Below are 13,817 nucleotides of genomic sequence, written 5' to 3' on the forward strand. Positions count from 1 at the left end.
CTGAGCGTTATGCCACAGGGCTTTACGTGCCCCCGGTGCCTGACCTGCCGGTTGAAGGCTGATCAGCTCAACTCGCTGACGTAGGTGCCGGTGCCTTTGAGGATGTTGATCAGGGTTTGCTCGACGTCGGCCAGGCACGAAACATCGGTGCCGTGAGTGATTTCCAGATGATCATCGCCATTGAACACATCCGTGTCATCGGCGGCGACTTCGATCAACAGGCGAGTAGGGCTTAGTGTCACTTTCACCCCGTCGAGCGACGAAAACTCGTCATTGAGGGTGATATCCAGTTCATCTTCGTCCGGGTAGCGACTCATCACGAACATGTCATTTGGCGCGCTGATACAACAGAGCATTGCCATGTTGTCTTCTTCTTCATCGCATGGGTTGGCCAGCAAGTGGTCGGTGGTCATTTTCATGGGGCATTCCTGGCGCTGCGCGCGTGTAAAGCAATCAAACCGCGATTTTGCCAGCCTGCGCACTTTTGTGCTGATCTGAATGTCAAAGCAGGGCGTGCGGACGGCCGTGGCCGATCAGTCATTTCGCAGCCTGACAACAGATAAGCAGATTTTTCTGTGGGGATTTATCGTTTCGCAGTGCTAGGGTTGTTCATTCACCGTGCATGAGGTTGCATCCTGATGACCGAATATGTCGCAGCACCGCAAGCAGTGCGCACAGCTCACTCGTTAAGCTGCATCCGGGATAGCTATCTCTAAAGGCACAGTCGGCCAGTCCGGCAGTCGTTTTTGTAGATACCCTTCCTGGAACGTGAATGTGACCCCTGGGTCGCGGCCAGCTTCACCTCCCTGTCATGCTGATGATTCACGGTCAATTGCCAACCGAAGGCCGTGCGCAGCACTGGCAGCTCCCCATGCGGGAATAGCACGCGACGCGTCTCTCAATAACAAGCCCAAGCGGAGTACCACAGATGGCGTTCTTCACCGCAGCCAGCAAGGCCGACTTCCAGCATCAACTGCAAGCGGCACTGGCCCAGCACATCAGTGAACAGGCACTGCCACAAGTGGCGCTGTTTGCTGAACAATTCTTCGGCATCATTTCTCTGGATGAACTCACGCAACGTCGCATGTCCGACCTCGCCGGCTGTACGCTGTCGGCCTGGCGCCTGCTTGAACGTTTCGATCCGACCCAGCCCCAAGTGCGGGTCTACAACCCTGATTATGAGCGCCACGGCTGGCAGTCGACCCACACGGCGGTTGAAGTGCTGCACCACGATTTGCCCTTTCTGGTGGACTCGGTACGCACCGAGCTGAACCGTCGCGGCTACAGCATCCATACCTTGCAAACCACGGTGTTGAGCGTTCGCCGTGGCAGCAAGGGCGAATTGCTGGAGATACTGCCCAAGGGCACGCAGGGCGAAGGTATCTCGCAAGAGTCGCTGATGTATCTGGAGATTGATCGCTGCTCCAATACAGCTGAATTGAATGTGTTGAGCAAAGAACTGGAACAGGTTCTGGGTGAAGTGCGCATCGCGGTGGCCGATTTTGAGCCGATGAAAGCCAAAGTCCAAGAGCTGCTGTCGAGCATTGATAGCTGCCAGTACGCGGTGGCCGAAGATGAAAAAGCCGAGATCAAGAGTTTCCTGCAATGGTTGGTCGGCAACCATTTCACCTTTCTCGGTTATGAAGAATTTGTAGTACGCGACGAAGCGGATGGCGGGCATATCGAATATGACCCGAATTCGTTCCTTGGCCTGACCAAGCTGCTGCGCGCCGGGCTGACCCCTGAAGACCTGCGCATCGAAGATTATGCGGTGAGCTACCTGCGCGAACCGACGTTGCTGTCGTTTGCCAAAGCCGCGCACCCCAGTCGTGTACATCGCCCGGCGTACCCGGATTATGTGTCGATCCGCCAGATCGATGCTGACGGCAACGTCGTGAAGGAATGTCGCTTCATGGGCCTCTACACCTCTTCGGTGTACGGCGAAAGCGTGCGTGAAATCCCGTATATCCGTCGCAAAGTGGCTGAAATAGAGCGTCGTTCGGGTTTCCAGCCCAAGGCACACTTGGGCAAAGAATTGGCGCAGGTAGTCGAAGTCCTGCCGCGCGACGACCTGTTCCAGACCCCGGTCGATGAGCTGTTCAGCACGGTGATGTCAATTGTGCAGATCCAGGAGCGCAACAAGATTCGCGTGTTCCTGCGTAAAGACCCGTATGGCCGTTTCTGCTACTGCCTGGCCTATGTGCCGCGGGATGTCTACTCCACTGAAGTACGGCAGAAAATCCAGCAAGTGCTGATGGACCGCCTGCAAGCATCGGACTGCGAATTCTGGACCTTCTTCTCGGAGTCGGTACTGGCGCGCGTGCAACTGATTCTGCGGGTTGATCCTAAAAACCGGATCGACATTGATCCGCTGTTGCTGGAAAAAGAAGTGATTCAAGCCTGCCGCAGCTGGCAGGACGATTACGCCAGCCTGGTGGTTGAAAGCTTCGGCGAAGCCAATGGCACCAAGGTGCTGACCGATTTCCCGAAAGGTTTCCCGGCAGGTTACCGCGAGCGCTTTGCCGCGCACTCGGCCGTGGTCGACATGCAACACCTGATGAGCCTCAGCGACAAGAACCCGCTGGTCATGAGCTTCTATCAGCCGCTGGGCCAGAGCGCCGGGCAAGAGCTGCACTGCAAGCTGTATCACGCCGATACGCCGTTGGCGCTGTCCGACGTGTTGCCGATTCTGGAAAACCTCGGTTTGCGCGTTCTGGGCGAGTTCCCGTACCGCCTGCGCCACGTCAATGGCCGTGAATTCTGGATCCATGATTTCGCCTTTACCGCGGGCGAAGGCTTGAATCTGGACATTCAGCAGCTCAACGACACGCTGCAAGACGCGTTCGTGCACATCGTGAGTGGCGACGCGGAAAACGATGCGTTCAACCGTCTGGTGCTGACGGCCGGCCTGCCTTGGCGCGATGTAGCGTTGCTGCGGGCCTACGCGCGTTACCTCAAGCAAATCCGCCTGGGTTTCGATCTGGGCTATATCGCCAGCACGTTGAACAACCACACCGACATCGCCCGCGAGCTGACGCGGTTGTTCAAGACGCGCTTCTATCTGGCGCGCAAGCTCACGGGTGAAGACCTTGAAGACAAGCAGCAGCGTCTGGAACAGGCGATTCTGACAGCGCTCGACGACGTTCAAGTGCTCAACGAAGACCGCATCCTGCGTCGCTACCTGGACCTGATCAAGGCCACGTTGCGCACCAACTTCTACCAGCCGGATGCCAACGGTCAAAACCGTTCGTACTTCAGCTTCAAGTTCAATCCGCATTTGATTCCTGAACTGCCCAAGCCGGTGCCGAAGTTCGAAATCTTCGTTTATTCGCCACGGGTTGAAGGTGTGCACCTGCGCTTCGGTAACGTAGCGCGTGGCGGTTTGCGCTGGTCGGACCGTGAAGAAGACTTCCGTACGGAAGTGTTGGGCCTGGTTAAAGCCCAACAGGTGAAGAACTCGGTCATTGTGCCGGTGGGCGCCAAAGGCGGGTTCGTACCGCGTCGCCTGCCTCTGGGCGGCGGTCGGGATGAGGTTCAGGCTGAGGCGATTGCCTGCTACCGGATCTTTATTTCCGGTCTGCTGGACATCACCGACAACTTGAAAGACGGCGCGTTGGTGCCGCCTTTGAACGTGGTTCGCCATGATGACGATGATCCGTACCTGGTGGTGGCAGCCGACAAAGGCACTGCTACGTTCTCCGACATCGCCAACGGCATCGCGATCGACTACGGCTTCTGGCTGGGCGATGCGTTCGCCTCGGGCGGCTCGGCCGGTTATGACCACAAGAAAATGGGCATTACCGCCAAAGGTGCCTGGGTGGGCGTTCAGCGCCACTTTAAAGAGCGCGGGATTAACGTTCAGCAAGACAGCATCAGTGTGGTCGGCGTGGGCGACATGGCCGGTGACGTGTTTGGTAACGGTTTGTTGATGTCCGACAAGCTGCAACTGGTCGCCGCCTTTAACCACCTGCACATCTTTATCGACCCTAACCCGCAGCCGGCCAACAGCTTTGCCGAGCGTCAACGCCTGTTCGACCTGCCGCGTTCGGCCTGGTCAGATTACGACACCAGCATCATGTCGGCAGGCGGCGGGATCTTCTCGCGTAGCGCGAAAAGCATCGCCATCTCGCCTGAGATGAAAGAGCGCTTTGCAATCACTGCCGACAAGTTGACCCCCACCGAATTGCTCAATGCCTTGCTTAAGGCGCCAGTCGATCTGTTGTGGAACGGCGGCATTGGCACTTACGTCAAGGCCAGCAGCGAAAGCCATGCCGATGTAGGCGACAAGGCTAACGATGCGTTGCGCGTCAACGGTAACGAGCTGCGCTGCAAAGTGGTAGGCGAGGGCGGCAACCTGGGCATGACCCAACTGGGGCGTGTTGAGTTCAACCTCAACGGCGGCGGTTCCAACACCGACTTCATCGACAACGCGGGCGGCGTGGACTGTTCTGACCACGAAGTGAATATCAAAATCCTGCTCAATGAAGTGGTGCAGGCGGGCGATATGACCGAGAAGCAGCGCAACCAGCTGCTGGGCAGCATGACTGACGAAGTCGGCGGCCTGGTCTTGGGCAACAACTATAAGCAGACGCAAGCCATCTCGTTGGCAGCGCGACGTGCTTATGAGCGGATCGCTGAATACAAGCGTCTGATGAACGATCTGGAAGCCCGTGGCAAGCTTGACCGTGCCATTGAGTTCCTGCCATCTGAAGAGCAGCTCAACGAGCGCGTTGCAGCGGGCCACGGTCTGACCCGTGCCGAGTTGTCGGTGCTGATCTCGTACAGCAAGATTGATCTCAAGGAGGCGCTGCTCAACTCGCAGGTGCCCGATGATGATTACCTGACCCGTGACATGGAAACGGCGTTCCCGCCGATGCTGGTGAGCAAGTTCGCCGACGCCATGCGCCGTCACCGTTTGAAGCGCGAAATCGTTAGCACCCAGATCGCCAACGATCTGGTCAATCACATGGGCATCACCTTTGTCGAGCGGCTTAAAGAGTCGACCGGCATGAGTGCAGCCAATGTGGCGGGTGCTTATGTGATCGTGCGCGACATTTTCCATCTCCCGCACTGGTTCCGTCAGATCGAAGCGCTGGACTATCAAGTGCCGGCTGAGATTCAGATGGCGCTGATGGATGAGCTGATGCGTCTGGGCCGCCGTGCAACCCGCTGGTTCTTGCGCAGCCGTCGCAATGAACTGGATGCCGCGCGCGATGTAGCGCATTTCGGCCCGCACCTGGCTGCGCTGGGCCTAAAACTCGATGAATTACTGGAAGGCCCGACGCGCGAGGGCTGGCAGACCCGTTACCAGGCTTACGTTGAAGCAGGCGTGCCAGAGCTGTTGGCGCGCATGGTGGCGGGCACTACGCACCTGTACACCCTGCTGCCGATTATCGAGGCATCAGATGTGACCGGGCAAAATGCGGCGGACGTGGCCAAGGCGTATTTCGCCGTGGGCAGTGCGCTGGATTTGACCTGGTACTTGCAGCAGATCAGCAATCTGCCGGTCGAAAACAACTGGCAGGCGCTGGCTCGTGAAGCCTTCCGGGACGATATTGACTGGCAGCAGCGTGCGATTACTGTTTCGGTCTTGCAGATGACGGACGCTGGCGACAGCATCGAGGCGCGTCTGGCGCTGTGGCTTGAGCAAAATCAGTCGATGGTGGAGCGCTGGCGCTCCATGTTGGTGGACTTGCGTGCCGCCACGGGCAATGACTACGCGATGTATGCAGTCGCCAACCGTGAATTGCTCGACCTGGCAATGAGCGGCCAAACCGGTCTTTGATCGCCTGAGTGACAAAACAAAGCCCCGGCTCGGATGAGTCGGGGCTTTATTGTTTGCGGGCTGCGGTGAACTTAGATGCCCATGTTGCCCAAGGTCTGGACGATGTTACGCAAGGTGGTGGCCAAGGTTGGATGGTCAAGTTCGAAGCGTTCTACCGTCAGGTTGACACTGTCGGCAAGGTTGGTGTCTTTGCTTGCAGACTCGAGGTTGAGCTGAGCCTCAATTTTCTGTGCCAGATCGTTAAGGTGGACGCGTTCTTCTTGAGAAAGGGGCGGGTTCTGATCGATTTGCTCGCGCAGGGCGTCGAGTTGTTGTTGCAGTTCGCGGGCAGGCATAGCGTTCATCCTTTATTGAGAGGCTGTTAGATAGACCGTTGTAATGAACAAAAGGTCGATCAAGCGGGTCTTTAGATTAATCCACTGATGCCCGATTGGCATGATCTCCATCACATTCACAGGAAAACACGGTGTTCAGCGCTCTTTGCCCTTAGATACCTGGCAGTGAACAGGGCATTTGTCGGTGCACAAGCCGGTGCTGAACTCAGGATGTTTATTTTAGGGGGCTGTCTGTCTGGCAATTGCCGTTATACTACCGCCCAGAACCAGGGCATAGCGCCCGAGTATTAGTGCTACCAAGGAGTTTTTTGCTATGCGCTGGAATGATCGTCTCGCTCAACTGTGCCTCTTTGCCGGTGTGGCCATGTTGCCATTTGCCGCGCATGCAGCGACTGAAGATGACCCGTGGGAAGGGGTCAATCGTGTCATTTTCAAGTTCAACGACACACTGGATACCTATGCCTTGAAGCCAATTGCCCAAGGCTATCAATTCATCACCCCGCAATTTCTCGAAGATGGCATTCACAACATGTACCGAAATATCGGTGACGTGCGCAACCTGGCCAACGACGTGTTGCAGGTCAAGCCACATGCTGCCGGGGTAGACACCGCGCGCGTGTTGATGAACACCATTATCGGTGTGGGCGGCTTCTTTGATGTTGGCACCAAGATGGGCCTGCAACGCAACGATGAAGACTTCGGCCAGACCCTGGGTCACTGGGGTGTACCAAGCGGCCCATATGTTGTGCTGCCGTTGCTGGGCCCAAGCACCGTGCGTGATGCGGTCGCCATTTACCCGGATACCTACGCCGAACCGTACCGTTACATGAATGACATCCCGGCGCGCAACATGGCGATCGGGATGGACGTGATCGATACGCGCGCCAGCTTGCTGTCGGCAGAAAAACTGATCACCGGTGACAAGTACGTGTTCATTCGCAACGCTTATCTGCAAAACCGTGAATTCAAAGTTAAAGACGGGCAGGTTGAAGACGACTTTTAAGCCGTTTTCACCGTCATTCTAAAAGGCCCTTCGGGGCCTTTTTCAGCTTCTTGACCTCGGTTTTAGTAGCCGTTAGCAGGGTTCTTATAACCTTGGGGAATTTAACCTGTTGAGCGTTGCAGGCCGCTATCGGGCTGAGCTTGAAACCCCCCGCGGATGGGAGTACCGTCTGCGCCTTACACACGCACCTTTGTAGGATTGAGCAATGCTCATTTTGAGTTTAGGGTGTTCAAACCTACATTCAGTCGTTAAGCCTTTTTTATCCGGGCTTATACGCCAACCTCATTCTGGCGCCGTTTGCCCACATGCCAAAAACCAGTGCCACGCTGCTGATCATTGATGACGACGAAGTCGTGCGCGCCAGTTTGGCGGCCTATCTGGAAGACAGCGGATTCAGCATCCTCCAGGCCAGCAACGGCTTGCAGGGCCTTCAGGTGTTTGAGCAAGAGCAGCCAGACCTGATCATCTGTGATCTGCGGATGCCGCAAATGGGTGGCCTGGAACTGATACGCCAGGTGACTCAGCAATCGGCCATAACGCCAGTGATCGTGATTTCTGGCGCGGGCGTCATGAGTGATGTGGTTGAAGCGCTGCGCCTGGGCGCGGCGGATTATTTAATCAAGCCACTCGAAGACCTGGCCGTGCTTGAACATTCCGTTCATCGGGCATTGGACCGGGCCAGATTGCTGCTTGAAAACCAGCGTTATCGCGACAAGCTTGAGTCGACCAATCGCGAACTCGAAGCCAGCTTGCACTTGTTACAAGAAGATCAGAACGCCGGTCGCCAAGTTCAGATGAACATGCTGCCGCCCAGCCCCTGGTCGATCGATGCGTTCGATTTTGCGCATCAGATCATTCCTTCCTTGTATTTATCAGGCGATTTTGTCGATTACTTCCGGGTTGACGAGCGGCGAGTTGCCTTTTATCTGGCAGATGTTTCGGGACATGGTGCTTCTTCTGCCTTTGTCACCGTGCTGCTCAAGTTCATGACCACGCGTTTGTTGTTTGAGTCCAAACGCAACGGCACATTGCCGGAGTTCAAGCCGTCAGAGGTGCTGGGGCATATCAATCGCGGGCTAATCAACTGCAAGCTCGGCAAGCATGTGACCATGGTTGGCGGCGTCATTGATGAAGAGACCGGCACGCTCACCTATAGCATTGGCGGGCACCTGCCGTTGCCGGTGCTCTACACGCCCGACAGCGTTGCATACTTGCAAGGTCGCGGATTGCCAGTAGGCTTGTTCAATGAGGCTACGTATGAAGATCATGTAATGACATTGCCGCACGTCTTCAGCCTTACGCTGATGTCGGACGGCATTTTGGATCTTTTGACCGAGCAGACGCTCAAAGAGAAAGAAGCCGCTTTGCCTCAATTGGTAAAAGCAGCGGGTGGCAGCCTGGACGGCCTGCGCCAAGTGTTTGGTTTAGCTACGCTCGGGGAGATGCCGGATGATATCGCCTTGTTAGTGTTAAGCAGGAATCTTAAATGAGTACCGGTAGAATTCAGTTCGCCGAACAGGATGGCACCTTCGTCCTGAAGTTTGTGGGTGAAGTGCGCCTGACCTTGTGTTCAGCACTGGACGCAACCATCGAGAGGATCTTCACGGCGCTGAACTTTTCGGCCATCGTGATCGACCTGACCGAGACGCGCAGCATCGACAGCACCACGCTGGGTTTATTGGCGAAACTGTCCATTTTGTCTCGCCAGAAAGTGGGCTTGTTACCGACAGTGGTGACCACTCACGAAGACATCACGCGGCTGTTGCAATCTATGGGTTTCGATCAGGTTTTCAATATCATTGAAACGCCCTTGCCGTGCCCTAACTGCCTGACAGATCTGCCTTCGCAGGACCAGTCTGAAGAGATTGTGAAAGTCAAAGTGCTCGAAGCACACAAAATATTGATGAGCCTTAACGATACCAATCGCGAAGCGTTCCATGATTTGGTCAATGCCCTCGAGCGACATTGATGCACGTGCGCAAAAAAAGGAGCCGTCCAGTGCAGGAGCGGCTCCTTTTTTGTATCTAATCGTTTATCGGCCTTCCAGCAACTCACCTGCTTGATCAAGCAGCGCCAGTGGGTCTTGGGCTTTGTGAATATCCACAGACAACAACTGGCGGAAACGACGGGCGCCAGGAAAGCCTTGGCCCAATCCTAAAATGTGTCGAGTGATGTGATGCATCGCACCACCTGCGCCGATATGCTCGGCGATGTAGGGTCGCAGCAAGGCTAATGCTTGAGCGCGGGTCACGACGGGCTGTGTGCAACCAAACAGTTTTTGATCGACCTCGGCCAGAATGTACGGGTTGTGATAAGCCTCGCGTCCCAGCATCACGCCGTCAAAGACCTGCAAATGATCGATGCACTGATCAAGTGTCTTTATCCCGCCGTTGAGAATGATCTCCAGGTCAGGGAAGTCGGTCTTCAACTGCGCCGGCACGTCGTAGCGCAACGGTGGAATATCGCGATTCTCTTTAGGCGAAAGTCCTTCAAGAATGGCGATGCGGGCATGCACTGTAAAACTGTTGCAACCCGCTTCGCGCACAGTTGCGACGAAATCACACAGCTGGGCATAACTATCGCGTCCGTTAATCCCGATACGGTGTTTAACCGTTACAGGGATAGACACAGCGTCGCGCATCGCCTTCACGCAATCGGCCACCAGCGCAGGATGCGCCATCAAACATGCGCCAATCATATTGTTTTGCACCCGATCACTTGGGCATCCGACGTTAAGATTGACCTCGTCATAACCTGCTTCTTGCGCCAAACGTGCACACGCCGCCAAATCGGTGGCAGTACTGCCGCCGAGTTGCAAAGCCAGTGGATGCTCAGACACGTCGTGACGTAAAAACCGCTCCGCATCGCCATGCAGGAGCGCGCCAGTGGTCACCATTTCGGTATAAAGAAGAGCGTTTTTAGACAGCAGTCGCAAGAAGAAACGACAGTGACGATCTGTCCAATCCATCATAGGTGCCACGCTAAAGCGCCTGGACACCGTAGAGCCTGTGTTTACGTGGGGTGTAGCTGAATTCTGTACCATTTTGCTCTACGTGTTTTAAGCGTGTTTTAGGGGGTTTTAGGGCGTTTTTCAGGGCTCGCGAGTACGATGTACCACTTTAAAACTGGCGCGTAGCACTTTCCCATGGCAACTCGTGATGGCAAGAAAAAGGGCGAGTAGGGCTGTTACCCGTTCCGCGCAGATCCGCATTTGACGCGACAGAGCGCAAGTCTACCAAGAGAGCACGCCTTCGTCCGTAAACAGGCTGCTCATGCGAGGGTTAGCACGCGTGAAAATGAGCCGATTACGCTCATCTCCGAAGTGAGAGGCATTGCCTCGAGCAGTCCCACTGTGCTTGGGCTTACTCAGTGGCATCAAACGCATCATGGTATTTGACTGTTCCCGTAGGTAGTTCGCCCTCAAAGGTGATCGCTTGGAGGTTCTTTTGAGTAACACATGGAAGTTCAAGCCCGGGGCAGGTTTTGAATCCTGAGCGAGCCTAGCAGTCAGGATTACCCTGCTGGACACAGCCTGCACTGCCAATGCGTTGCAATTGAGTCAGCGCAGCGTTCATCGGGCCTGAACCGATACAGTTTTCTTGTCGATCGGGTCGTACCGAGAGAGGTCCGGGGCGGTACCTGTGGATGTCACCCAAAGAGAGGGTGACTGGAGAAACCACCACATGCCCGACGAGTGCGTCGTCCTCAAAGCAGCCTGGGAGATGCTCAACTGACCGTTGCGGTGCAGCGCGTTCGCACGGTGTTGCTCTGTATGACTGGAGTTTTTGAGCATCTTGGCAGAACAGGCTATTGCTCTTGGTTTCGGTTGTGGCTGGCGCGCAGGTTATGTCTGGTACTTGGCCTTTAGCCTGGGATGAACTTTTAAGTGGTCGTCTGCGGGCCATTCCCACTGGCTGTCCAATTCTTCTGCAACAGCTTCGTAAGGCAAGCCGGGATGCAGGGCGCAATGGGTTTGCTTGGGTTCGAAAAACAATGTGGGCTGTTCCAGGGCTGTATCAGCCTGGGTAATCAGTGAAAGAGCTTCTTCAATTCCTGCAACGTTGATGGCGTTGTCTTTACCTGCCTGGACGAACTTCAACAGAAATGTCACTTCAGCGTTCCTTGTCTATTGGAACCTCACTAAGAGGTGCCATGTTAATGACAGCTCTTAGCGTAGTCTCTTAGCGGAAGGTCTGTAGTGCCACTCGGTGAAAGTCGAAGGGTTTAACTGCCTTTAGCGGTCACGATAGTGGCGACCAAGCGCGGCTGGCAGTTGAGATAGGCCGAGGACTGTAGCCAGCGCTGGTCGGGATACCAGGCAAACATGAACTGACCGTCCTTGAGTTTGTCTACCACTTGGCGCGCCACTTGCGGGCGTACGGCAGGGCAGCCCTGGCTGCGGCCGATACGGCCTTGGCGCTGGCTCCAGAGCGGGTTCACGTAGCTGGCCGCGTGTATCACGATGTCACGCTCACGGGCTCGATCATTGATACCAGGCTCCAGGCCGTCCATGCGCAAGGAGTAGCCATGCGCGCCTTTGTAGCTTTCCTGGGTACGGAACAGGCCCAGGCTAGACTGAAAGCTGCCTTCGTTATTGGAGAATTGAGTGGCGAAGTTTTCACCGGAATTTTGCCCGTGGGCAACCAGATCGCGCAGTACCAGCGTTTTTTTGCGCAGATCGAATATCCACAGGCGGCGTGCTGTCGAGGGCTGGGAGTAGTCGATCACAGCCAGGTGTTGAGCTTGACTGGCGCCGTTGTTGACCGCGCATTGCATCGCACTGAGGGCACTTTTTAGTGCTTGGGGATTGAGTTCTGGTGCTGCCTGGGCGAGGCTGTTGAACAATACCGGTTTAGAGGGGCTGGAGGCGAACACGGGACTACAGAGTGTGCCCAGAGTCGCAGCGGCCAGACAAAGCCGACGCAAAAAAATCAGCATAAGTTGAATATTCTCACTGTTGAATGGGCTCCTGACGCTTCGCGGGTAACGCGCAACGACTGTATAAAAGGCTGGCCTGAGTGCGACGGGTGATACGGTGCCCCATCTACCGGATGGCCATGGATTGGAGTAAAGCAGTTGATCAAAAAACACGCATGTTACTTGAGCCTTGCCTTGCTTGTAGCGCCATTGGTCGCGCTGGCGGATGAAGTGCCGGTTGATCCCGTCACGTTGCTGCAAGTGGCGCCCGCAGAACTGTCCAAGGTTTGCCCGCAGTTGGCACCGCGCCTGACAGCCTCCACTCAGCAACTGTTGCAGGGGTTTTACCAGGGCCAGAGTTATCAGCCGGTGTGGTCGGTCAACGGTCGCCTTTCTGCCTTGCAGGCCGCGTTGCCCCAGCTTGCGGATGATGGCCTTGACCCCGCGCACTACGCCTTGCCCAAAAACGAGGGCATGTGTGCCGACATCGACATCAGCCTGCACTACCTGCAAGCCCTGCACGACTTGCATTACGGTCGTCTGAACCAGTCGCGCTTCGAGCCGGTGTGGCACTCCAACGACGTTATGCCGGACCGCCAGGCGGCACTTCTTGCCCTCGCGGTGCCGGGTGTGCAGGACGTCGCCGGTGCATTTGATCAGGCACGCCCAGCGCTTGAGCGTTATCAAAACTTGCGCAAGGTCTATGCACGTTTGCGCCAACAACCCTTGCCGACGTGGCCGGTCGTGGGCAGTGGCCCCCTGCTTAAACCCGGCATGCAGGATGCGCGGGTGCCGGTGTTGGCGCAGCGCATGCTCAGCGAAGGCTATTTAAGCGCATTACCCAAAGTGAGTAACAACACCTACTCGCCTGAGTTGGCCGCTGCGGTGAAGAGTTTTCAACTTGATCATTCGCTGCAAGCCGATGGGGTCATCGGGCCGGGCACCTTGAAAGAGATGAACGTCAGCCCACAGATGCGGCGTGATCAGTTGCGTATCAACCTGGAGCGTTTTCGCTGGATGGCGCACGATTTCGAACCCACCAGTTTGTTGGTCAATGTGCCCGCGGCGCTGCTGATGGTCTATCAGAATGGGGTGCCGGTTTGGCAGACCCGAACGCAGGTGGGCAGGGCGGATCGACAAACACCCTTGTTGAAATCGCGCGTCACGCGGTTGACGCTGAACCCCACATGGACCATTCCGCCGACCATTTTCAAACAGGACAAACTCCCGCAAATCCGCCGTGATCAGTCGTATCTGGCCCGCCATGATTTGCAAGTGCTCGACAGCAACGGGCAAGTGCTGGCCGCTCAGGATGTCAACTGGGATCGCCCCGGCAATATCTTGTTGCGCCAGGGGGCAGGCCCGCGCAATCCGCTGGGCAAAATTGTGGTGCGCTTCCCTAACCCGTTCTCGGTGTATTTGCATGACACACCGAGCCAGGCACTGTTCAGTAAAGGCCCACGCGCCTTCAGTTCGGGTTGCGTGCGGGTTGAGTCGGCGTTTGAATTGCGTGACTGGCTGGTCAATCCTGCGGAAAAAGCCCGCACCGAAGAACTGCTCAGTACCGGCCGCACCCATGAGTTTCGACTGGCACAACCCGTGCCCATCTTGATGACCTACTGGACCGCACAAGCCGACAAGGACGGTAAAGTGTCCTTCGCCCCGGACATCTATGACCACGATCCAGCGCTGATTGCGGCGCTTGTCAGCAAGTCCCCAGCCCCGTAGTCAGGGTTCGCCTATGTACCGGGGTGGCAGGCACCCCGGATTTGAATCA

10 protein-coding genes are annotated in these 13,817 nt (G+C 56.1%); 5 read left to right on the top strand and 5 right to left on the bottom strand.

The window, feature by feature from the left end; genetic code table 11:
• Positions 1 to 62 precede the first annotated feature (62 nt).
• A complete protein-coding gene (locus tag AP059_RS12800) occupies positions 63 to 419 on the bottom strand; it encodes a hypothetical protein (RefSeq protein WP_059763291.1) in 357 nt (118 codons plus the stop codon).
• A gap of 509 nt (positions 420 to 928) precedes the next feature.
• Between AP059_RS12800 and AP059_RS12805 the strand changes: the two genes are divergently transcribed.
• Positions 929 to 5,785 carry an NAD-glutamate dehydrogenase gene (locus AP059_RS12805; protein WP_059763290.1) on the top strand — a complete coding sequence of 1,619 codons (4,857 nt, stop codon included), beginning with the start codon at positions 929 to 931 and terminating at the stop codon, positions 5,783 to 5,785.
• A 71-nt stretch (positions 5,786 to 5,856) separates the two neighbouring features.
• Here AP059_RS12805 and AP059_RS12810 read toward each other — a convergent pair whose 3' ends face one another.
• Positions 5,857 to 6,120, bottom strand: coding sequence for a DUF4404 family protein (locus tag AP059_RS12810; RefSeq protein WP_059763289.1), 264 nt, complete (start codon positions 6,118 to 6,120; stop codon positions 5,857 to 5,859).
• A gap of 313 nt (positions 6,121 to 6,433) precedes the next feature.
• On the opposite strand from AP059_RS12810, the gene AP059_RS12815 reads away from it, so the two are divergent.
• The 3 genes from AP059_RS12815 to rssC all read left to right on the top strand — a co-directional run bounded on the left by AP059_RS12815 (position 6,434) and on the right by rssC (position 9,092).
• Positions 6,434 to 7,123: an MlaA family lipoprotein gene (locus AP059_RS12815; RefSeq protein ID WP_059763288.1), complete on the top strand. Its 690-nt coding sequence runs from the start codon at positions 6,434 to 6,436 to the stop codon at positions 7,121 to 7,123.
• Positions 7,124 to 7,428: 305 nt separating this feature from the next.
• Positions 7,429 to 8,613, top strand: a complete 1,185-nt coding sequence (gene rssB / locus AP059_RS12820) for a two-component system response regulator RssB (protein ID WP_059763287.1) — start codon at positions 7,429 to 7,431, stop codon at positions 8,611 to 8,613.
• Positions 8,610 to 9,092 carry an anti-sigma factor antagonist RssC gene (rssC, locus tag AP059_RS12825; protein ID WP_059763286.1) on the top strand — a complete coding sequence of 161 codons (483 nt, stop codon included), beginning with the start codon at positions 8,610 to 8,612 and terminating at the stop codon, positions 9,090 to 9,092. The genes rssB and rssC overlap by 4 nt, the downstream gene beginning before the upstream one ends.
• Positions 9,093 to 9,155: 63 nt before the next feature.
• On the opposite strand, the gene dusA is transcribed toward rssC, so the two are convergent.
• From dusA to AP059_RS12840, 3 genes are all read right to left on the bottom strand, one after another.
• Positions 9,156 to 10,166: a tRNA dihydrouridine(20/20a) synthase DusA gene (gene dusA / locus AP059_RS12830; protein ID WP_059763285.1), complete on the bottom strand. Its 1,011-nt coding sequence runs from the start codon at positions 10,164 to 10,166 to the stop codon at positions 9,156 to 9,158.
• Between the two features lie 801 nt (positions 10,167 to 10,967).
• Entirely contained in the window at positions 10,968 to 11,234 is a 267-nt protein-coding gene (locus tag AP059_RS12835; RefSeq protein ID WP_059763284.1) for a hypothetical protein, read from the bottom strand.
• Positions 11,235 to 11,347: 113 nt separating this feature from the next.
• A complete protein-coding gene (locus AP059_RS12840) occupies positions 11,348 to 12,061 on the bottom strand; it encodes a murein L,D-transpeptidase catalytic domain family protein (RefSeq protein ID WP_059763283.1) in 714 nt (237 codons plus the stop codon).
• 138 nt (positions 12,062 to 12,199) lie between these two features.
• Here AP059_RS12840 and AP059_RS12845 point away from each other — a divergent pair, with 138 nt between their 5' ends.
• Entirely contained in the window at positions 12,200 to 13,768 is a 1,569-nt protein-coding gene (locus AP059_RS12845) for a L,D-transpeptidase family protein (RefSeq protein WP_059763282.1), read from the top strand.
• The last annotated feature ends 49 nt before the right edge of the window (positions 13,769 to 13,817 follow it).

It is taken from the genome of Pseudomonas sp. TAA207 (assembly GCF_001529285.1).
In the GTDB taxonomy this organism is placed as follows: domain Bacteria; phylum Pseudomonadota; class Gammaproteobacteria; order Pseudomonadales; family Pseudomonadaceae; genus Aquipseudomonas; species Aquipseudomonas weihenstephanensis.

What these genes read in the sequence shown, in the direction of transcription:
- AP059_RS12800 (WP_059763291.1), bottom strand. Translation starts at nt 419, where the DNA reads ATGAAAATGACCACCGACCACTTGCTGGCCAACCCATGCGATGAAGAA.
- AP059_RS12805 (WP_059763290.1), top strand. Translation starts at nt 929, where the DNA reads ATGGCGTTCTTCACCGCAGCCAGCAAGGCCGACTTCCAGCATCAACTG.
- AP059_RS12810 (WP_059763289.1), bottom strand. Translation starts at nt 6,120, where the DNA reads ATGCCTGCCCGCGAACTGCAACAACAACTCGACGCCCTGCGCGAGCAA.
- AP059_RS12815 (WP_059763288.1), top strand. Translation starts at nt 6,434, where the DNA reads ATGCGCTGGAATGATCGTCTCGCTCAACTGTGCCTCTTTGCCGGTGTG.
- rssB (WP_059763287.1), top strand. Translation starts at nt 7,429, where the DNA reads ATGCCAAAAACCAGTGCCACGCTGCTGATCATTGATGACGACGAAGTC.
- rssC (WP_059763286.1), top strand. Translation starts at nt 8,610, where the DNA reads ATGAGTACCGGTAGAATTCAGTTCGCCGAACAGGATGGCACCTTCGTC.
- dusA (WP_059763285.1), bottom strand. Translation starts at nt 10,166, where the DNA reads ATGGTACAGAATTCAGCTACACCCCACGTAAACACAGGCTCTACGGTG.
- AP059_RS12840 (WP_059763283.1), bottom strand. Translation starts at nt 12,061, where the DNA reads ATGCTGATTTTTTTGCGTCGGCTTTGTCTGGCCGCTGCGACTCTGGGC.